This is a genomic window from Gardnerella vaginalis (assembly GCF_040427915.1).
Lineage (GTDB): Bacteria > Actinomycetota > Actinomycetes > Actinomycetales > Bifidobacteriaceae > Bifidobacterium > Bifidobacterium vaginale_C.
On sequence record NZ_JBETXJ010000002.1, the window covers coordinates 263,803 to 284,526 of the forward strand.

Annotated in this window: 14 protein-coding genes and 1 pseudogene; 3 read left to right on the forward strand and 12 right to left on the reverse strand. The window is 41.7% G+C overall.

Annotated features, from left to right (window positions below):
- The first annotated feature begins 301 nt into the window (after nucleotides 1-301).
- Nucleotides 302-1,243: an AEC family transporter gene (locus ABVC65_RS01135; protein ID WP_353582385.1), complete on the forward strand. Its 942-nt coding sequence runs from the start codon at nucleotides 302-304 to the stop codon at nucleotides 1,241-1,243.
- A 344-nt stretch (nucleotides 1,244-1,587) separates the two neighbouring features.
- On the opposite strand, the gene ABVC65_RS01140 is transcribed toward ABVC65_RS01135, so the two are convergent.
- Nucleotides 1,588-3,012: a hypothetical protein gene (locus tag ABVC65_RS01140; protein WP_353582386.1), complete on the reverse strand. Its 1,425-nt coding sequence runs from the start codon at nucleotides 3,010-3,012 to the stop codon at nucleotides 1,588-1,590.
- Nucleotides 3,013-3,604: 592 nt separating this feature from the next.
- On the opposite strand from ABVC65_RS01140, the gene ABVC65_RS01145 reads away from it, so the two are divergent.
- Nucleotides 3,605-3,802 carry a hypothetical protein gene (locus ABVC65_RS01145; RefSeq protein ID WP_353582387.1) on the forward strand — a complete coding sequence of 66 codons (198 nt, stop codon included), beginning with the start codon at nucleotides 3,605-3,607 and terminating at the stop codon, nucleotides 3,800-3,802.
- Nucleotides 3,803-3,840: 38 nt separating this feature from the next.
- Here the strand turns inward: ABVC65_RS01145 and ABVC65_RS01150 are convergent, their stop codons facing one another.
- The 4 genes and pseudogenes from ABVC65_RS01150 to ABVC65_RS01165 all read right to left on the reverse strand — a co-directional run bounded on the left by ABVC65_RS01150 (nucleotide 3,841) and on the right by ABVC65_RS01165 (nucleotide 11,049).
- Nucleotides 3,841-4,701: a KilA-N domain-containing protein gene (locus ABVC65_RS01150; RefSeq protein WP_004121325.1), complete on the reverse strand. Its 861-nt coding sequence runs from the start codon at nucleotides 4,699-4,701 to the stop codon at nucleotides 3,841-3,843.
- Between the two features lie 402 nt (nucleotides 4,702-5,103).
- Nucleotides 5,104-10,164 (reverse strand): type ISP restriction/modification enzyme, encoded by a 5,061-nt coding sequence (locus tag ABVC65_RS01155; protein ID WP_353582388.1) that lies wholly within the window; start codon nucleotides 10,162-10,164, stop codon nucleotides 5,104-5,106.
- 186 nt (nucleotides 10,165-10,350) lie between these two features.
- Nucleotides 10,351-10,569: pseudogene (locus ABVC65_RS01160) on the reverse strand (ORF6N domain-containing protein); the annotation flags it as partial.
- Between the two features lie 18 nt (nucleotides 10,570-10,587).
- Nucleotides 10,588-11,049 (reverse strand): Panacea domain-containing protein, encoded by a 462-nt coding sequence (locus ABVC65_RS01165; protein ID WP_353582389.1) that lies wholly within the window; start codon nucleotides 11,047-11,049, stop codon nucleotides 10,588-10,590.
- 46 nt (nucleotides 11,050-11,095) lie between these two features.
- Here ABVC65_RS01165 and ABVC65_RS01170 point away from each other — a divergent pair, with 46 nt between their 5' ends.
- Nucleotides 11,096-12,235 (forward strand): RelA/SpoT domain-containing protein, encoded by a 1,140-nt coding sequence (locus ABVC65_RS01170; protein WP_353582390.1) that lies wholly within the window; start codon nucleotides 11,096-11,098, stop codon nucleotides 12,233-12,235.
- 22 nt (nucleotides 12,236-12,257) lie between these two features.
- On the opposite strand, the gene ABVC65_RS01175 is transcribed toward ABVC65_RS01170, so the two are convergent.
- From ABVC65_RS01175 to ABVC65_RS01205, 7 genes are all read right to left on the reverse strand, one after another.
- A complete protein-coding gene (locus ABVC65_RS01175) occupies nucleotides 12,258-12,548 on the reverse strand; it encodes a hypothetical protein (RefSeq protein ID WP_353582391.1) in 291 nt (96 codons plus the stop codon).
- A 674-nt stretch (nucleotides 12,549-13,222) separates the two neighbouring features.
- Complete coding sequence (locus tag ABVC65_RS01180; RefSeq protein ID WP_353582392.1) at nucleotides 13,223-14,653, reverse strand: Maf family nucleotide pyrophosphatase; 1,431 nt, start codon at nucleotides 14,651-14,653, stop codon at nucleotides 13,223-13,225.
- A 30-nt stretch (nucleotides 14,654-14,683) separates the two neighbouring features.
- A complete protein-coding gene (thrB, locus tag ABVC65_RS01185) occupies nucleotides 14,684-15,742 on the reverse strand; it encodes a homoserine kinase (RefSeq protein ID WP_353582393.1) in 1,059 nt (352 codons plus the stop codon).
- Nucleotides 15,743-15,831: 89 nt separating this feature from the next.
- A complete protein-coding gene (locus ABVC65_RS01190; RefSeq protein WP_353582394.1) occupies nucleotides 15,832-17,229 on the reverse strand; it encodes a homoserine dehydrogenase in 1,398 nt (465 codons plus the stop codon).
- Nucleotides 17,230-17,343: 114 nt separating this feature from the next.
- Entirely contained in the window at nucleotides 17,344-18,336 is a 993-nt protein-coding gene (locus ABVC65_RS01195; RefSeq protein WP_353582395.1) for a CPBP family intramembrane glutamic endopeptidase, read from the reverse strand.
- Between the two features lie 141 nt (nucleotides 18,337-18,477).
- A complete protein-coding gene (locus tag ABVC65_RS01200; protein ID WP_353582396.1) occupies nucleotides 18,478-19,623 on the reverse strand; it encodes a D-alanine--D-alanine ligase family protein in 1,146 nt (381 codons plus the stop codon).
- 93 nt (nucleotides 19,624-19,716) lie between these two features.
- Nucleotides 19,717-20,712, reverse strand: a complete 996-nt coding sequence (locus tag ABVC65_RS01205; protein ID WP_353582397.1) for an NAD(P)H-dependent glycerol-3-phosphate dehydrogenase — start codon at nucleotides 20,710-20,712, stop codon at nucleotides 19,717-19,719.
- Between the last annotated feature and the right edge of the window lie 12 nt (nucleotides 20,713-20,724).

Below are 20,724 nucleotides of genomic sequence, written 5' to 3' on the forward strand. Positions count from 1 at the left end.
GAAACTCTGCAATAGTTTCGCGCTCTTAGCCTGAAGAATGCACACGCTTATGCGAGCCACCCCTAAGGCTATCAATAAAGTCTAGCTGCACGACAGCGGACACCAGCCTCGCCCAAAATCATGCGTGAAAATCACGTGAGGGGATCGACGCCGTCGAATGCTCTGGCGGCTTGCAGCGCCACCGTTTTCTAGTATGCCATATTGCAACGTCAAATAACATGCGCCAATAAAAGTAACATGCGCTAATAAAAGTCGATTGCGCATTACCCCCAATCCAAAAATCAGCGCTAAAATCGTTTTCATGGGTTTAATCAGTGCTATGCAAGGATTTTGCGTAATTGGCATCGTAATCGCCGCTGGATATGTAACAGCACGTCTTCACATCGGCGGATCGCAAGCACAAATGGTGCTTAATCGCGTAAGCTTCTTTGTATCTAGTCCTTGTTTAATGTTCGCAATCCTTGCCAAAGAGCCAATTTTTGAGATTTTTCATTCTTCGATCTTTGTTGCGTTTTTCTCCGCAATGATTGTTGGCGTAGCATTTATTCTGCTTAATCGCCTGTTTTTCCGTCTTCCTGCAGCGGATTGCACAATTGGCGCGCTTAACTCGCTTTACTTAAACTCAAACAACATTGGATTGCCTGTTGCAACTTACATTTTGGGTAATCCCGCGCTTGTTGCCCCGATTTTAGTTATGCAGCAAGCTGTTTTTACTCCTGTTGGTCTTACTGTTTTAGATGTTACAACTACTGGAAAGTGCTCGCTTAAACGCATTGCTCAGCAGCCGCTTAAGCAGCCGCTTTTAATTGGGTCGCTTGGAGGAATTATTATTTCGGCAATTTCCGCAAAAGTTGGATATTTCCCTGTGCCGAATTTTCTTTATGACCCGATTAAGATGATTGGCGATTCCGCGGTTCCTATGATTTTGATGGCTTTTGGAATGTCACTTTACGGCAGCAAGCCGCTACAAAAGGATTCTAATCGTGCTGCTATTGCGACTGTTGCTATTCTGAAAAACTTGATTATGCCAATTGTTGCGTTTTTATTGGCTTATTTTGTTATGGGTTTCCGAGGTGCCACTCTTTACGCGTGTGTTGTGCTGGCGGCGCTTCCGACTGGTCAAAACGTGTACAATTACGCTGCTCGATACAATGTTGGTTTGAGTTTTGCGCGTGACGGAATCCTGTTTTCTACGGTAACCAGTCCAATTTGTATTGCTCTAATCGCAGCAATTTTAGGGTGACTAATACTCCCGCGTTTGTTCCCTTTCTGAGCAAATATAGAAACAAACGTGGGCGAATCTACGACTTCGAGCTTAAAGCATAGCGCGAGAAATCACATACCACAAAACAAAAAATGCTTCCGGTTTTGCAAGCCCCTAGTAGCAAACAAAACCGAAAGCAACAACACTCAACACCCAAAACCCAATAAGCTAAACGAATCAACACTGGGAAGAAAAGAAAAACAATAGCAAACCAATGTTAAAACAATAAAACCAAAGAGAATCGGGAATAAACCAGTGTGATGCTTCCCTACAAAACACCACACCAGTCGTTGAGCGCAAACCTTAAATAAGGCAGCAAATGCTTAGTGACGCATCTTGCGAACAGCAGCACCCATACCAGCAAGCATAGAAGCAGCCAAAGCAGTCAAAGCAACACCAACACCAGCATTACCAAGCTTCTCGCCAGCCTTACCATGACCATTGCCACCCTTAGCAAGCTCACCCTTAGCAGCAGCAGCCTTACCAGCAGCAGCACCAGCAGCGGCTGGAGCAGCAGCCTGAGCCTTAGCAGCCTCAGTCTTCTTAGCAGAAGCCTGAGCAGCAGGACCAAACTTACCATTCAAAGCATCAGCATAAATCTGCTTCGTACCAGGAACAGCTGGGAAATCAGCAGCCAAAGGATCAGAAGTCACAACAGGAGGAAGAGCAGCAGGATTCACACCCAAACGAACTGCATCGTTATAAGCATCCTTATACTCAGCCAAAGCCTTGTTATAAGCAGCAACAGCAGCGAAAGCAGCATCACGAGCAGCATTAAACTCAGCTTCAGCCTTCTGCTCAGCATCAAAAGCACGCTGCTCATGAGCATGAGCACGGTTCACTGCATCACGAAGAGCAGTTTCCTTAGCAGAATTATTCTCACCAGAAGCCAAGAAATCAGTCAAATCCTGGTTAGCCTTCTCAGCAGCAGCCTTACGAGCAGCAAGCTCAGTCATAGTGTCAAGAAGAGTCTTCCTCTTAGCAGCATAATCAGCCTTCTTCTCAGCAAGATTATTATCAGCCTCATCCAAAGCAAGCTTAGCCTCATACACGTAATGAGCAGCAAGCTTCTTCTTAGCAGCATCAGACAAGTTCAACTTACCAAGATCCTTGATCTTCTCATCAGGAGTGGTAGTATCATCCTTCTTGTCGTCCTTCTTGTCATCCTTCTTAGGAGCCTTCTCATCATCCTGCTTTGGAGTACCATCAGGATTCTCCTGACGCAAAGTACCATCTTCCTTAAGGAATGGATGATATGACTGACCATACTGGGAATGCTCATAAAGATCCTCAGCAGCCTTAGCATCCTCAGCATCCTTAGCATCCTGAAGCTTCTTAGCAAGTTCAGCTGCAGAGAAATCATCTGTAGACTTGCGTAAAGCTGCATTAGCCTTACGCAACTCAGCCTTCTTAGATGCAAGAGTTGCATTAGCTGTGTTCATCGTCTCAAACAAACCCTTGCCAGTATTATCCTTCTGGTAATCAGATTCTTTCTTACCTTGATTAGCAGCTAAGTAAGCTTTAAGACCATCTTGGTATGCCTTGGTTGCTTCAGTTGCGGAATCCTGAGCAGTTTTAACATCAGCCTGAGCAGTTGCAGCTTTAGTCTCAGCATTAGTCTTAACAAGGAGGGCTTCTGCATAAACCTCGTTAGTGTAATCACCAGCGAATGCTGGGGTTGCCATTGCAAAGCCAGCAAGCAAAGTAGCGCCAGCAGCGAAAGCGGCGATAGCCTTCTTATTCATCATTTTAATTTCCTTTCTTCTTCTCCTCCGTGCAGGTACACGAAGAAAAATTTTAAACATCCAACAACATTCAAAACATTGTGGATAACTACCAACCAGAGCATCTAGCTAGCAGCTGTTATTAACATACCCCCCCCCCGTTTAAAAAAGTCAAGAGGCAATCACACAAAACAAACAGAAAAAAATAATGTTACACACAAACTAATCCACAATAAAAACTATTTTCACCATAATATTTGTGGATTAACACTAATAAAACCGTAAAAACACATTGTTTCAAGGTTTTTAAAGAATTTTCCCAGACTTTTCTCAGGAAACTACTCAGACAAGAACACTAACACTATAAAACCATTGAAAAATCAACATTCCACTCAACCCACACACGCAACACGCCGACACCACACTAACACCAAACTAACACCGCACAAACATCACACCAAACCGAATACCACACTGGCGCCAGATCAAATGCCACACTACAAGACAATCGCACCCAATTAAATTCCCGCGTTTGTTCCCTTTCTGAGCAAATATAGGAACAAATGCGGAAACACTTGCCCGTGTTTGTTTACGTATTTGGCAATTTTGGAAACAAATGCAGGAACACTTTCCCGAGATTGTTTACACATTTGGCGATTTTGGAAACAAACTCGGGCAAAAAGAAACAAAACAAGAGAAGTCACTTCAATTCGCTGAGCTTGAAAAGGCAGGTCGTCGCGCAACTAGCGAATCCATGCAAGAAATCGATAAGCGCGCAGAAACTGTACTGCACGCATACACTAAAACGAGGTAAATATCAGTATTAAGCGCAGAATTAAAAAGTGATTAAACTCAATTTTTTAGCGCGGAATCCAAACTCTTTATTCCAGAATTATTCAAATTCTCAAGAGATAAAATCTGCGTTCGCGCCAAATTTCTAAGTTCCACCATTCGATCTGCCTGTGGCAAACCCTTAGAAATCAAAACAGCGTTATAGCTTTCCATATTCGCCAATACAAGAAGTTCATTAATACTCGCCTCGTCTCGAATGTTGCCTTTTGACTTAGGATTTGCATCTCTCCATTGTTTAGCAGTCTTATTAAACAGTGCAACATTTAACAAATCTGCTTCATTTGCATACTTATACATCAACTGCTCAGGAGTCAAATCCTTCAACAAATATTCTTTAATAGCATCCGTATGAATCTTGTAATTAATCTTCGAAATCTCACGGTTCAAATTCCAATTCAGTGAAAGCCTTGAGTTCTCATCAGATTTAAGTCTTTGATAATCTTTGATAATATATAGTTCAAATTCTGCTGAAATCCAAGCTGCAAACTTAAATGCTATATCTTTATGAGCGTAAGTTCCACCATACTTACCAGATTTAGAAACTATGCCAATAGCATTTGTTGATTCTACCCATCTTTTAGGAGATAAAGTAAAAGCATTAGAACCAGCCTCATTCTTAAAGGAGTCGAATTCGACCCCTTTAAAATTCGGGTTGTTAATACTCTCCCACAATCCCAAGAATTCAATAGTATTCTTCACTCTCAGCCAGTTTTTAACAACATCTTTAGGCTCTTCTTTGTTTTTATATCTCGCAATATCGGTTAAACTAACGTAATCATTCATAAAATCTTCCGTATAAACCTGAATTGTAAAGCCTTTTGCCTTAATAATATCTTTTTTAATATTTGACACATTAGACATAATTTCCCCCTAATTTTTACGCAAATCTACGCAAATAGTTGCTTTATTTGATTTGTTTACTTTATTTCTATGCGCTTAACACAAAACCCATGAATCACAAGCAAAATTACAAAATCAAGCACAAGCCATATAACATCTAACAACTAGTAGAAAACTAGCATGCATCAGCGCATAAACATAATTCTATAAGATTTCACAGATAAGAATCAACAAACTCGGATTATTCCCCAAAACTCAAGCAAAATAAAGAGCTAATCCTCAAAACAATGCTCTAACTAAACTAGCGCAAGTTGGAAGTCTACTTCCAAGTTTAGTGCAAAATGGCAAAAGTTGGAAGTCTACTTCCAAATTCTGCAAAACTAGCTAAGATTTGGAAGTCTACTTCCAGCCACTCTACACTTTCTAATTCCACGCATCTGGCCAGCAATCTGGCTTATTAGTGATTTCGTTAAGTTTTGGCAAACCGTCAATAATGTTCATTGTTTCTACGCTAACGCGAACTACCTTTTTAACCAAATCAACAATATAGCGCGGATTATCGCAAGCTTCGTTTGGATTTCGTACAATACCAGTCTTCTTATCTACAACTACTTGATATCGCTCAATCAGCCATTTGATTGCACTTTTACCGTTCACAACATACCTGTATGCTTGCAAAGGAATATTTTCAAGCACAAGATTTTGAGATACTTGCAATACCTTTAAATCGTCCTCTTTTTTGCCAGTTTCTGGATTGACGATTTTGCGAGGATACTTCATTTTGATTGTTTCGCCAGGATTTTCACTGTCTCCTACTTCGCAAATATCATCCCACGGCTTAACTTTTTCATAGTTTAAGTGCAATTTAGCGAGTTTTTCACCAGCTTTTTTGAAAGCTAAGAAGTCTTGAGCTAATGGAATTCGAGGTAAGTCTTTTTGCAAATTATTAGCAAAGCGACTGCGATAATCCGAGCTGTGCAAAACTCCGTAAACATAGTAGAAAATGTCTTCTTTAGTAATAGTTAGACCAGGATATGCTGCTTGGAATACTGCTAAACCTGCGTCTGTGATTGCATCGTGACGCACGTATCCAGATTTATTTTCTTCAACATTGGTGCTGAAAAGATCTTGATCTTGGCACACCTTTTCGTACCAATAAAGTGGGAAACATTGCGAATCACCAACAAAATGTAGATCAGGAATAGAATTTGCAATTAATACATAATTCCCAGATACACAAATCACCATATTTTCAGCACAAGAGGAAGAGTGTTGCTGACATGTCATTTCGCGCGCATTTTCATTATTAGCATATGAGGATATATTGCGGTTGCTGACATGTCCTTTCACCCGATTGTCTCCGACAATCGGGAAAATGCGCGGTTGCTGACATGTCATTTCATTCATTAACGAATCGAAATACAACCAAGACTTAGTAAAAGGTCTATACATTCCTTGCACGCAATGTTCTGGAACGTACGGAATATATGTACCTTTTTTAGCATAATCCTGTACTCTTCTTGACCAACTATATTTTGTAGTATCTTGCGGAAGTTGATTATTGTTATTTTGCAATTCTTTCATTGCATTATTAGTATTATCAATTAAAGTTCTTACGTTATCTTGCAACTTCAATAAAGACATATTCCAAACCCAAGCATCACGATTGGTTGCAACTCCGAGAGAATACATCTTAAATAATCCATCCGGCATTTTGTCAGGCTTATTAACCAATCCCATAGGAATGAAGCCATCAAAATTGCTATCTCGCTTATTTAGCCAATCACCATGCTCATCTTCATTAAGAATCTGCCACTGCGGATCTTCTTTAACAGCATTTTTAAGAATAGTAAATTTGTCTTCTCTAGTTAAATAATCGCCAATATCGCAATAATGAATAACGCCATGCTCTGCAGAATTAGTATTCTTAACAAGCATTGTTATAGCAATAGTAGTTTTTGTACCATCTCCAAATACATTTTCTCTTTCTTTACGACGTTCTTCACCTTGAGTACGAGCATTCCCACGTAAGTTATATACATAAATCGAATTGAATTCTTTACTTATAGTTTTTCGCATTCCAGCTCCACTAGCACTAGAAAGCCAACCTCCATTAGAAACAAAGCATATAACACCATTATCTTCAATACGGTCACTCGCCCAACGGAATGCACGAATATAATGGTCATACAACTTACCATTTAGAGATGCATTGCTAAGTTTCACATACGTTTCTTCAATACGCTTATCTAAATGTTCATACTTAGTATTTTGATTACCAGTATTATCTTTATCCCCAGAACGGTAAGGAGGATTGCCAACAATCACTCGAATAGGTAAATGCAATTGATGTTCAACGCGCTCAGTATTCTCCGAAAAAGTAGTAGTATCAATCGGATCGTCTGGCTCATACATTTGGAAAGTATCCGCAAGAAGCGCACCAGCAAACGACTTATACTCTCCACCAACACGCGCATGATACGACTGCTCAATATTTACATCCATAATCATAGAAGCCAAAGGAACAATCTCATTAGAATGCAAATCATGCTCATACTTGTACGTTAAATTATCTAAAGGAATAAGTGACTCATCTTCAATAAGACGACAAATATACGTGCCAGTACCAGCAAAACCATCCAACACGTGTACATCACGGTTTCCAAGGCTTAAGCCAAACTCGTGCTTAAGAACACGATTAACCATGTGAAGCTGAGCATCAACCACTTCAACAGGCGTATACACAATGCCAAGCTCATTAGCCATCTCGTTAAACGCAACCGAGAAAAAGTCGTTATAAATTTCCTTAACAAGATTCTGACGAGCCGAATCCTTAACAACTTGAGAAGCTTGCATCTTAACAGAAGAATACAAGTCTTGCAGCTTAGAATCACCTAAGTCTCTTGGCAAACCAGCAAGATACAAGCTTTCCAAAGCGCGATTCATACCCTTAACAATAGGATTATTCTCAATAACACTCGGATTATTAAATAAACTTTCAAAAATCGGGCGCGTAATCTCATGCTGAGCTAAAACACTTACAGCTTGCTCTCTTGAATAATTAGAATTAAGACTATTGCGCAAACCTTGTAAGAACCTATTAAACTCTTCAACAGCAGCACCCGATTCCAACATTTCATCAATCGCTTGTGCGCGAGCAGTAGTAACTTGAGCAACGTCCTGAGTCCACTCATTCCAATACACCTTAGTTCCACATTTGCGCACAATTTGAGCATTAATTGAGCGACTCAAATCACGTAAAGAATCGATTTCAAAAACGCCTTGAGTAGCGTTAATAGAACCATCATCTCCATAGCAGGCATGACATAAATCATCACCTTGCGCATCTGAGCCAATAAGATGCGAGTTACCATTTTTATTAGCTTTAGCAACATTTAGCGCATCAAGTTTATTGCGTACACTTTCTTCGCCAAGAACATCGACTTCAACAATATGATTAAGAGCATCAGTGTCTCCTAATGCAGCAGCATTAATCTTAGCTTCCAAACGCTCATCATGGCCTCGAAGAGCATTAACAACTCTCCACACAATCTTATAAGCATCACTACTTGCTAAAGCCTCACTAGGGTCTACACCGCTAGCAACAAAAATAGGCAAAATAATATAACCAAATTCTTTACCCTCTGCTTTACGCATTACTCTGCCAACACTTTGAATAATCTCCACTCTGCTCTTACGCGAACTCAGGTAAATAATCGCATCTAAAGCAGGAACATCAATACCTTCCGCCAAGCAACGCGCGTTAGAAAGAATATGACAAGAACCATCTTCTGCAGCTAAAGCTTTAAGCTTTTGCGCGCGAGTAGAAGAATCCATGCTTCCATCAACATGATCCACTTCAAATTTAGTGTTTCCAGAAGCATCCAAAAGAGCATCACGCTCAGCAGCATCCTCTTCACCAAGAGCTTTAGTATAAGCTTTAATAACTCGCTGAAATTCATTACTAAGCTGCTTCGAAGCCTTAATACTGGAAGCAAAAGCTATAGCATGATGCAAAACGCGTTTAGCATCATCGGAACTCTGAATAGCATGTTTGCCAATATTTTTCAGCTCATTTGCATGACGACGATCAAAAAGAGCTTTCCAAATGCCAACAAATTTAGCCTGATCATCAACTTCAATTGACGGGCCTGCAGACAAATGTTGCTGCATACTCTTAGGCAAGGCATCTTGACTTATTTGCATAACAACAATCTTGTAATCAGTAAGAATACCTTTTTCAACAGCCTTACCAAAACCAAGGTGGTAACACATGCGTCCATATGTTTTTTCATCGTCCATGCTTGCAATAGTCACAGCACCTTCAAGACTAGCTGCACGTTTAGCGCTCGTATCATAAATTCTAGGAGTTGCAGTCATATACAATCGTTTTGAGCATCGCAAAAAATCGTTATCATGAACTTTTTGGAAGTAGCCTTCGTCTTCACCAACCAAGCCAGTTGTACGATGAGCTTCATCGCATATAACTAAATCAAAATCAGGTAAACCTTGCTCTTGAGCATCATGTAAAACTTGAATCGACTGATACGTACTAAACACAACATTAAGAGCATCAGGCTTGTGCTTAAAACGATGGACTAAAGTATAAGCGTTAGTAGTAGCTGGAGACGGAATATCGCTGATTTGACCATAATTATCTTCACTATCGATATTCGATGCTCCGCCATCCGAACAAACAACATACACATTGATTTTTTCACGAACTTGGTTCACCCAAGACTTCATTGTTTGACTTACCAAACTAATAGACGGTGCTAAAAACAGCACGGTTCCAAAACCACAAAATTCTTCTGCAAAACGCAAAGAAGTCAAGGTTTTACCAGTGCCACAAGCCATTACAGCGAGCGCACGATCATGATTTCTTAACTCTGCACTAATAGCATCAATAGCTTCACGCTGATAATCGCGAGGCTCATTTACTTTTCTAGCGTTCGAAGGTTTTCCATTGAAATAATCACGCCAGTCAATATTTGAACAGCTTATAGTCTCTTTATCAATACGAACTATATCGATTCCATCAGCAACACTTTTATTAATATATTTTCTAAGCTCGCTAGTAATTCCAGGAGCACTATCTGCAATAATATAGTGACTGTATTGTTTATCTGCTAAAGCGTTAGCAAAGAACGTACTTAAATTTTTATTGCTTAACTTTTCTTTGTAGCATTTTGCTTGAATTGCCCAATACTCTCCATCTGTATCTTGAGCCACAAGATCTATGCCAATGTCTTTGCTTCCTGGATTGGTTGGAGAATCGTTCCACATCCAAACATTTGTAAATCTACTTTTCCACTCTGGACTTGTTTGCAAGAAGTATCGAATAGCAAGTTCCCAAGATGTGCCCTTTTGACGCTGGTCTACTGAATCTTTAACAATACGATTTATAACATCATCTACTGTGAGATTTTCGTTATCAATCTCATCATTGAGATTGTAAGACTTAGCGCTTGCATAATCAGTCATAGTACTCTCCTGCAATCTAAAGTCACTCTATTGTCACTCTAAAGTCACTAATAAGCACGATATAGAAAAACAAATTACTCTAATTCTACCGCCATTAATAACTATAGAAGTATAGCGTTTAATAAATTCACCCACCCACACCACAAAAGAACTAGTTTATGTTTGAAAGTCTCTTACAGTCACTCCCACCGCAGTGAGCATATAAATACCTTGCTCAGTAAAAGCATAAGGAAGATCTCTGCGACCACCCCAACTTGATGTAGAATTTTTCGACATCAAGTTTTCGAACTCATCAGCGGTTAGCTTAAACATAAAGTCGTTATCAAATTTTTCTATGTTATTTTTTACCTGCTCGTTGAACCTTGCTGTAGTGTACCCATAAATCTCAGCAATCTCAAAATCAATCGCAAGAGAATAACACACTTACTGCAATAAATTATGATTTGAATAATACTCTTTCAAAGAAGTCTTAGTAATTTTCTGAACGCATATTGCAGAGCCATCAGTAACATCATAAGCATTCTTCCATGGATCCTCGCGATGTGTAAGATTGCTCAAATCGCTACCAGAATATTCAGCAAACTTTTCGCATACCTTTTTCACAATGAGCTTTTGATCATCCGTTAAAGAATTCTCATTCAGTTTCTCGGTATCGGGAAGCGCGATTTCTCCCTTACGAATCAAAAACTTCCCGCGATGCATTGCGAATAATTCCGGGCAAACAGGACCATTCCTCCATGCCTGAAAATCCTCGTTAAATAGCGGATATCCAGTGGTAGCCAAAGAATACGCTTGTGAATAGTAAGCTAACTTCTGAAGCTTCATAGTGGTAATGGTTCCAGTAATATCAAGGATGTACGATGCCACGTTAAAGATTGTTGTCATACGCACCTCCCTTTTATAAAACAGACAAGTTATATATTATATTCGTATGACGATAATTAGCCGAAAGCAAGCCACTGCAGCTGGAAAAATACTGAAGGAATTAAACGGCCAGCAAAACTCAGAAGAGTATGGCAAGCAGATATTAATACTCGACTCATGGCGTCATCAGCATGAAGAACCGGCACAAATCTTTTTCAAGAAACTTGTTGGAATCATAAATAAGTATCCAGACGCAATGGCTACGTATCGTCTTAAACGCAAAGAATCAATACTTAAAAAGTTATACCGCAGCAATGGAAATTTTGAGCTTGGTGCAATGGATGACATCGCAGGATGTAGGGCGATTGTAAATTCTGTTAGTGAAGTTTACGAAGTTTATAATGAAATTCTTAATCTTAAAGAAGCTGGTGAAATCGATATTAAGAAAACGAAAGACTATATAAAAAATCCAGAAAAATCCGGATATAGGTCACTGCACATAATAGTAAAACAGACATTAACACAAGAAGACATAGATAGACAATATAGGATTGAACTGCAAATACGCACTAAACTGCAACACTATTGGTCAACAGCAGTAGAAGCTATGAGTGAGATAGATAACGTAGAATACAAAGATCCTACTTTGATAAGTAAAGGTAATACTCGAATACAATCTTGCTTACAATTCTTCAAAGTAATCTCTAAGTTATTTGCTTGCTGTGAAAATAACGATGATGAGCTTAAAGAAGAACTAGCAAATTCAGTGCGAACAAACGATAATTTTAAAGAAATTATTGAGGATCTCAAAGCTGCGCGCAACAGTGTAACTATTAATATGCAAAAAAATAGCGCACAAGGCGGCGAAGGACTTTACTTACTTGAGCTTTCTCGAGAAACACAAGAATTAACCATACATTCATACACTATGGATTGCGTAGAGAAAGCTATAAAGAATTATAATAGCAAGGAAAATAGCAGCATAAACAATGAAGCTAACACAATTCAATATGATACAGAAATTGATAACTGTAGCGTAAATAAAAACCTGACAGTTGAGAAACCAGATGCGCAAACCTCATATATAACTAGTATTAACAGGGTACTTATTTATGCGAAAAACGAGGATCAACTAGGAGATACTTATCCTAATTACTCATATAACATAGAAAAATTTATTGAAAAAGTAGAAGAACTAATTCATTAATTAATGAAAATTGTGGTAATAATCATGAATTCTTCTTCACCTGAGCGTTATCTTTGCAGTCAAATATATTCTTTATGCATGATGAGATTGCATTCTGCTTACTTTGAAAAAGATTACATACAATAATGAAAATAACAGCTAAAATAATAAACCTGTAAAATCCTAACCACATATGTTCTGTAATAATTTCATTATTTAGCAATCTCGTACCACCACTAACATTAGCGCGATCATAAATCCAATTTAATAATTCTGATAAATACTCAGAAAGTTTCAAAGATAAATACAACATTGCCTCAAAAACTACTGTCATAATATTGATAATAATTAATTTATATTTATTACTATCTGAATCTTCTATTTTTATATCAAATATCACTTTACATAGAATCTGTAAATTTTCAAATTTAAGCAAAAATACAATGCATGTTATTGTCAAAGCAACTATCGTCCAATTAGACTCACTTAGAAACCCTAAAAGTATAAAAAATATTGACAAAACAGAAATCAAGAATTTTGAACTTTTCAAGAAAGCTCTAACGCTTCTGCGTACTAAAAAGCAGAACGGTATAAACCATAGAATGAACATTACTAGCGATTTATAACATTCTGGCAACCCCTTAGTTGTATCATAATAAGTATATGCCAAAATGCAAAAGGATAAATACAATTGAATAAAAGGTATTAAAAATAGAATTTCATTGTTTTTAAACTTTAAATAAATAAGAAACAATAAAAATAGTATTAAGTACACCACACAAGCATTAATAATAGAATATATTCGCTTTGAGTATCCAATATGACCGTAAAAAATTATACCTATTGTAAAATACAGTAAAAGCGCAGATAACAGCATTAAAAGTATGCGTGACACTATTATACAATTCCTACGACTGCTAAAAAAGGAATATAATTTATCTTTTAAATTAAGCATTTCAAACTCACTTTTAGTAAGTGCAATGCGCGCGAAGGTATGTCGTCGCGCAGCTACCTTTGCGAGTCAAGAGAATCAAGGCGCGCACGGAAAGACGGCCAATCAGTGCGCATTGCCGTAAGCAGCTTTAGCTTTGGCACATCATCAATCGGCACCCACTTGATTTCCATGCTCTCGTCGTCATGTGCGCACGGATTCACACAATGACCCGGCTTTTCAAACGCGAAAACCGTTGTATACCGCCAATTCCCGTGACTTTCGCAATACGCTCCGACAACATCAATGTCTTGAGATGTTATGTTCGCTTCTTCAAACGACTCGCGCAATGCGCCCTCAATCGCAGTTTCGCCATCAGATATTGCGCCGCCAGGAATACCCCACGTGCCACCTTCCGCACTCCAAAGCGCGCGATGTTGCATAACAACGTGAGTCACACGCCCAGTTGCTTCGTCTCTCCTAGCAAGCAGCACGCCAGCCGCGCCATTATGCCCCCAATGCCTGCGTCCACAATCGCACATCACCCATCCGTCTCCTGGCTGATGCACGTTTTCTTTAGGCACTTGCGCGGAAGAAGGATCGTCCTTAATCGCCTCGACCTCTAGCTTGCGAGTATTCCACAAATCATGCCAAGTGTACCCAAGCTCGCAAACCATTTGTCTAAGAATCGGCAAGCTAATGCCAAGAACTCCATGTGGATCTCCCTGAATTCCCTCAATAAAAGCCCCGCCGAAGCCTTCTAATGTAAAGGATCCCGCGACTTCCAACGGCTCGCCAGTTTCCACATACGCGCGAATTTCCTCATCGCTCATATGCGCAAAAGTCACGCTTGCGCGGCTCACTTTGCACACGGTTTTGCCACTTTTTGCGTCGATTAAGCAATGACCAGTAAACAATTCTCCAGTTTTTCCGCTCATCTGCTTGATTCGCGCAGCAGCCACTTCGGGAGTATGCGGCTTTCCGTAGCATTCGCCATCTAACAAAAACATGGAGTCGCAGCCAACAATCAGCACGTTGTTGGAATCAGCAGAAGACTTATTCACGTGCGCAAAATCGTGAATATCAAAAGTCTTAGTAGGCACTTTTACGCCCGAAAAATCGCGAGTTTGCGCGGTATCTACATTGTGCGTTACATGCGATTGCGAATCGTTTGCTAAAGAGTTACTACCAGTTACAGAAGATCCAGCAGCCTCAGCAACCTCAGCCTCCAGCGGATACCCCACAACCAAATCACCACTAGCCGAAGCCGCTGCATTTGCAACAAGTTTCCACGACTCATACACCGCCAAAGCCTTTGCTCGCGCCAAAATCGAAACGCGCTCCTCGGCGCTCATCTGCTCCACGCTAACGCCTCGCGCATTTGCAGCATCACGCAAAGCCGCTGGCTCATCCACCTCGCTCACATGAATCACAGGAATCACGCCTGCAGCAGCCAGCACTGCTCTACGCGATGGCGATTGAGAAGCCAAAATCAACGAAACTGTCATATTCCCTTCTTCCTTTTATATTTTTGCAAACTACGCGCGAGAGGCGGTTACGCCGTGCGAGTCGATTTTTACGTGCAAAATTTTCCAATCGCAGCCATCTAAAAGCGGTTTTGCAATTTTTTCTATTTTTTCGCTTATATTAGTGGCGTTATTGGCTTCTACGGTTGCTTGCGACTTTTCCTCGTAGAACACCGCTGCGCAAGATCCAGCTCCCGAAATAGCAGCTGCAAACCCAGCATCTCGCAAAGTTTTTACTAAATCCCAAGTTGGTTGCATAAGACTTGCTCGGTACGGCTGGTGAATAGAATCTTGAGTAGCTGTAAAGAGCAAATCGTTTCTTGAAAGAGTGGTTTTTGCGCAAGAATCGCAAGAGTTGGCAGAATCGCAAGAATGGGCAGAATCGCAAGAATGGGCAAACGCGCTAAAATCTCCAAAATCACCAAATGCAATCGGCAATAAGCAAGCGCGCGAAACATTAAACACAGCATCTGCGTACGGCACTTTTTCTGGAAGCGCTTGGCGAGCCATTTGCGTTGAAAGAGTAAAGTTTGGCACAAAAATCGTTGCGCGAATCTTCTTAGAAACGTTGTATCGAACAGTGTGGAACTCCTCGCCATTCTTCCAGCTGGTTGTCAATCCGCCAAAAACCGCTGGAGCAACATTATCTGGATGACCTTCAATTGTAGCTGCAAGCTCAAAAATCGCCTGCTTATTAAGATCCTCATTATGTGCAAAAGACCAAGCCGCAGCCACGCCCGAAACAATCGCACTGGCGGAAGACCCCATTCCGCGCGCTTGTGGAATACGATTACGCGCTTCTAGAGTAAATCGCAAATGCGGCAAGCCAAACTCTTCACACGCTTTACGAAATGCGCGAACAACAAGATGCGTCTCGTCTTTTGGCAACGTATCTTCGCCTTCGCCGTGAATAATCACGCGAACATCTTGCGAATCATCAAGCGAATCATCAAGCGTAAAAACTAGCGAATCCGCATAATCAAGCGCAATTCCTGCAACATCAAATCCAGACCCAAGATTTGCGCTGGTTGCTGGCACGCAAACTGACACACTGTTGCATACTGGTTTCATTTCGCACCTTTTCTATTCGAGCAGCCTACTAAATTACTAAATTACTCAATTACTCAATTACTCGATTACTTAATTACTCAACTACTCAATTACTCAATAATTCGCAAAGCAAGAGGCTTTTCGCACACAACATCCACTTTTTGCAAATCAGCAAGAATTGCGAGTAAATCTGCCTCTGCACAATCTTTTACAATCACGCGCAAATCGCCTGGACCGCCAATTCCGCAAGCTGGGCAATCACCTTCGCCCTCATATTGAGTTTGGCACAACATTGGCAATCGCTTAGCACTAACTCCATGCTCCTCAAACACGTCCATCACTTCGCTGCACAGTGCAAGCGAAGTATCCTCCATGCTGCATCGCACAACAAAATCCGCACGAATCGAGCGCGTGGAAGCCAAAGATTTGGTGTTATACATTGGCACGCTAGCATCGTTGCAGCCGCGCGCTATGTTTCTAGCGGCTCCAACAATATCTCCAACCACCGCGCTGGCTGTTGGCGCTCCACCAGCGCCGCGGCCGTAGAACATAAGATCATCCGCCGCTTGCGCTTTAACAAAAACGGCGTTAAAGCTGCCATGAACGGAAGCCAGCGGATGCTCTTTGCTTACCAACGCTGGGTAAACGCTTGCGCTCACCAACCCACTCGAATCGCAAGCAACCGCCGCAAGCAGCTTAATCACGCGATTTTCTGCACTTGCCGCAGCAATGTCTTCAGCCGTAATCGCGCTAATTCCTTCAACGCTAACGTCATCAATGCTTATTGGCATCTGGAATGCAAGCGTTGCCAAAATAGCAGCCTTGTTTGCCGCATCAAATCCTTCAACGTCTCCTGTAGGATCCGCCTCCGCGTATCCCTTTTCTTGAGCCGCGCGCAAAGCCGAATCAAAATCAAGCCCGCGCACCGTCATTTCGTCAAGAATGTAGTTTGTAGTTCCGTTTACGATTCCAAAAATTTGCGTGATTTTGTCGCCTACAAGCGACTCTCTAAGTGGACGCAAAATCGGGATTGCTCCTGCCACAGACGCCTCAAAGCTTAAGTCCACTCCATTTTTTTGCGCGCACTCGTAGAGTTCTGGACCAAACTTTGCAAGTAATGCTTTGTTCGCTGTTACAACCGATTTTCCGCATTCTAGCGCAGTTTTTACAAATGTGCGCGCTGGTTCCAATCCGCCAATTAACTCAACGATTATGTCTATATCTTCGCGTTCACATAATGCTAGAGCGTCTGCGCTTAGAAGATTTTTGGCAATCCATGGAGCATCCACATCTTCTGGATGCAAGCATGCTACTCCTGCAAGTTCTAGTGGAGCACCGATTCTCGCGGATAGTTCAGAATTTTCTTCGACTATTAGACGCGCTGTTTGCGATCCTACTGTTCCGGCGCCTAAAAGACCCACGCGGATTGGCTCAGCAGAAGAGTCGCCAGCAACCGATCCATCACTATGTTCTGCATTTTTTGCATTTACTGCATTTACCGTAACCATAAAATCGCCTCCAATATATCAAATAATCCCAAATAATCCCAAATTAATCTGGAATAAATCCAGAATCAATCCCTAATAGACCCGTAATCTAAATCACACTAAACGCGTTCTCGCTCACACAAAAAGCATTATCATATTCATAAGCACTGAAACCACAAGGAAACCCATAATGCCGATTGTTCCGTAGAGCGCCTTTGTTCCAGCGCTCCCACGAATTTCAAGCGGCGAATCGTAGAATTCAAGATATTTTTTGCTCCTTGCTAACAACACAATTCCAAACACAAACATAACAATCATGAACATCGCGTAAAGACCTATGAACATGAATCCAGGAGCCAGATCCGCTATTTCTTGCGGTGTAAGATTCTCCACTTTAATTAAGTTCCCGTTTGAATCCATCATATTGTCGGAAATCCACATCGCTATAACGCTTCCTTGGAAATTCACAATCATGTGCAAAAATACGCTGTATCTAAGCTGCGATGTGCGCGCATACATGTAGCCGAACACAAGCCCCAGCCCAAAAGCGTAGAAGAACTGGAACATGTTCATATGGAACAGCGCAAACGCCAACGCCGAGAACACAATTGCGCGCTTTTCGCCATACACTCGCAGTCTGTCTATAATCTGCTTTCTAAACAGCCATTCTTCCACAACTGGAGCAAGGAAAACAACGAAAATTATGGTTTCCCATACGTTTCCGCCTGCCACTATGTCTGCAATCCTGTTTTCAGCTTTGCCGCCAGATATAAGCGCAGAAATCGCCAAACCTAGGTAGCTTCCTGCGTACATTATCGGTACGCTCACTGCGAAAAATCCACCAAACTGTCTGAACGTCATTGTGAATTTGCGTGTTTCTACCGCTGGCACTCGTCTTAAAACAAGCATCGCTATCGGCAACGCTATTAAGTATTGCGCAATGTCTGACGAAACAAAGGAGCTTAGCGAAGGACTTAGAACACCTTTTGGAACGAACAAGCCTATAAGTTCACCTATTAAAATAGTTGCAAGAATCCAAACAAATAGGAATAAGCATAGCGATATGCCAACATCTCCTTGACGTTTTCGCGCTAGATGGTACATGTCGTTATGCTGAGTTTTCCGCATTTTTACCTCTTCGTTTGTGTTTTAAGTTTTCTTTTAAATCTGATTTTATACAGACTTTAAGATTTGATATTTGCGCGAATTTGCACAAATTCTTCGGTTGCTGGCGACTAATCCTCAAAAACTATGATTTTTAAGATTGTTTCAGTCTAAAATCACGCCTTCAATAAGCTTTGTGATTAAATCACTGTAGCTTATTCCGGTTGCTTCCCAAGCTTTTGGATACATGGAGATTGGCGTAAATCCAGGCATTGTGTTGATTTCGTTAATCATTACATGTCCTTCTGGAGTAACGAAGGAATCCACGCGACTAAGTCCTCTGCCATCTGCCGCTTTGAACGCTGCAAGCGCTGTTTTGCGTACAAGTTCCAAAGTTTCTTCCGGAAGATTTGCTGGCACTTCCACGTGTGAAGCTGCAGAATCCATGTATTTGCTGTCAAAATCGTAGAACTGGTCTTCTCCAGCCTCGCGCTTGTCAAGCACAACTTCTCCAGGCCAGCTTGCCTGAGGCTCGTCGCCGTCGCGCGCCGCAAGAACAGCGCACTCGATTTCGCGCGCGTCAATTCCCTGCTCTACCAATACTCGCCAATCGTGCTTTGAAGCCTCATAAACGGCATCTGCTAAAGCTTTAGAATCGCGCGATTCAACTTTTGTTACGCCAAAACTAGATCCTGCTCGGCTTGGCTTTACAAAAAGCGGATATTCGAGTTTTGCAGCTTCAACTTGCTCAAGAATTTCGTTTGCGTACGCATTAAAGTGATTTGCCGCGTCGCTAGCGAACTTTCGCACATCCAGCGCGATTCCTGGGGCAACATCAATTCCTGCTGCCTTAAAAAGTTGCTTAGCGTAATACTTATCCATGCACGCAGCGGATGCCAAAACTCCGCAACCAACGTATGGAACTTGCATCATTTCTAGCAAGCCTTGCAAGGTGCCGTCTTCGCCGTTTGGACCGTGAAGAACTGGGAAAACTGCGTCAATACGACCTAAGCTTGTAAGCGTGCCATCCGCCTCTCGCACCAAAAATCCATCTGCTCCCTTTGCAGGGTCTAGTACAACATCGCGCGTTTCCGCGGTTTTTGTTATTACCGGAAGCTCTCCTTCTTCCATGCGGAAGTTTCGCGGATCTTCGCCACCAACAATCCACTCGCCTTGCTTTGTGATTGCAATGCGCACGATTTCAAATCGACTTTCGTCTACAGCACTGAGCACTCCAGCAGCAGATATGCAAGAAATCGAATGTTCGTCTGCTTTACCGCCATACAAGAACACTACACGCTTTTTAGTCATTTTTTTCCTTTGAAAATTATTTTAATTATCTTAGTTATTTAGTTATTTTAGTTATTTTGAATTATCTACGCGCACTGCTTATCAGGCGCTTCACTATTCTTCGCAAACATCTTCCTTAAAAAGCATTGCAAGCATTTCTTGGCAAGAGATTCCTTCTTCAAGCACGCGAGCCATTGCGCTTGCAAGCGGAGTTTCAACGCCTAAACGCTTGCCCATCGCTATAACCGCGCCAGTTGTTGGCACACCTTCAGCCACACCATTGCTTACGGCAGTTGCTTCCTCAACGCTCATGCCTTTTCCAAGATTTGATCCGAAAGTGTAGTTGCGGCTTAGAGGAGATCCGCAAGTTGCCACTAAATCGCCAAAGCCTGCAAGTCCTGCAAAAGTGCGAGAATCTGCGCCTTCCGCAACGCCCAATGCCGTCAACTCTGCAAGACCGCGCGTTTCAATCATCGCAGCCGTGTTTTCGCCGTATCCTGCGCCTCGAGCCATGCCGACTGCGAGCGCAACCACGTTTTTAAGCGATCCGCACATTTCTACGCCGATTACGTCGGTTGATACAAACGCCTTAAAGTAACTATTTGAGCATGCTTTTGCAACGACTTCGGCATTTGCGCGATTCTCGCACGCCACAACCGCCGCTGCGTGCTGCCTTAATGCCACTTCTTTGCTTAAGTTTGGACCCGATAGTGCTGCGAAGCGGCTTCGAGGTAAGCTTAAAGCTTCGCACACAACTTCGTCCATACGCTTTCCTGTTGTGCGCTCAATGCCTTTCATAAGCGAAACAACAATCGCATTTTGCGGAATTTTGCCAGCAAATTCTTCGAGCGCAACGCGCGCAAACTGTGCTGCAATTGCCACGACTACAATATCCGAGTTTGCTACGGCTTCTTCGCGATCCCCAGTAGCTGTCATGTTTTCTGGCAATCGCTCTACGATTGGCAGTCTCACTTCGTTGCGGTGATTATCTCGAATGCCTTCAACAATCTGTGGCTCTATTGCCCACATTGTCACTTGATTTCCTGCATCTGCAAGCACTTGCCCAAACGCAGTACCCCAAGCTCCAGCACCCAACACCGTAACATTCATGTTTACGCCTTG

Bases quoted from the DNA above. Each gene is read 5' to 3' on its own strand.
- ABVC65_RS01135 (WP_353582385.1), top strand. From the start codon at position 302: ATGGGTTTAATCAGTGCTATGCAAGGATTTTGCGTAATTGGCATCGTA.
- ABVC65_RS01140 (WP_353582386.1), bottom strand. From the start codon at position 3,012: ATGATGAATAAGAAGGCTATCGCCGCTTTCGCTGCTGGCGCTACTTTG.
- ABVC65_RS01145 (WP_353582387.1), top strand. From the start codon at position 3,605: ATGCAGGAACACTTTCCCGAGATTGTTTACACATTTGGCGATTTTGGA.
- ABVC65_RS01150 (WP_004121325.1), bottom strand. From the start codon at position 4,701: ATGTCTAATGTGTCAAATATTAAAAAAGATATTATTAAGGCAAAAGGC.
- ABVC65_RS01155 (WP_353582388.1), bottom strand. From the start codon at position 10,164: ATGACTGATTATGCAAGCGCTAAGTCTTACAATCTCAATGATGAGATT.
- ABVC65_RS01165 (WP_353582389.1), bottom strand. From the start codon at position 11,049: ATGACAACAATCTTTAACGTGGCATCGTACATCCTTGATATTACTGGA.
- ABVC65_RS01170 (WP_353582390.1), top strand. From the start codon at position 11,096: ATGACGATAATTAGCCGAAAGCAAGCCACTGCAGCTGGAAAAATACTG.
- ABVC65_RS01175 (WP_353582391.1), bottom strand. From the start codon at position 12,548: ATGACAGTAGTTTTTGAGGCAATGTTGTATTTATCTTTGAAACTTTCT.
- ABVC65_RS01180 (WP_353582392.1), bottom strand. From the start codon at position 14,653: ATGACAGTTTCGTTGATTTTGGCTTCTCAATCGCCATCGCGTAGAGCA.
- thrB (WP_353582393.1), bottom strand. From the start codon at position 15,742: ATGAAACCAGTATGCAACAGTGTGTCAGTTTGCGTGCCAGCAACCAGC.
- ABVC65_RS01190 (WP_353582394.1), bottom strand. From the start codon at position 17,229: ATGGTTACGGTAAATGCAGTAAATGCAAAAAATGCAGAACATAGTGAT.
- ABVC65_RS01195 (WP_353582395.1), bottom strand. From the start codon at position 18,336: ATGCGGAAAACTCAGCATAACGACATGTACCATCTAGCGCGAAAACGT.
- ABVC65_RS01200 (WP_353582396.1), bottom strand. From the start codon at position 19,623: ATGACTAAAAAGCGTGTAGTGTTCTTGTATGGCGGTAAAGCAGACGAA.
- ABVC65_RS01205 (WP_353582397.1), bottom strand. From the start codon at position 20,712: ATGAATGTTACGGTGTTGGGTGCTGGAGCTTGGGGTACTGCGTTTGGG.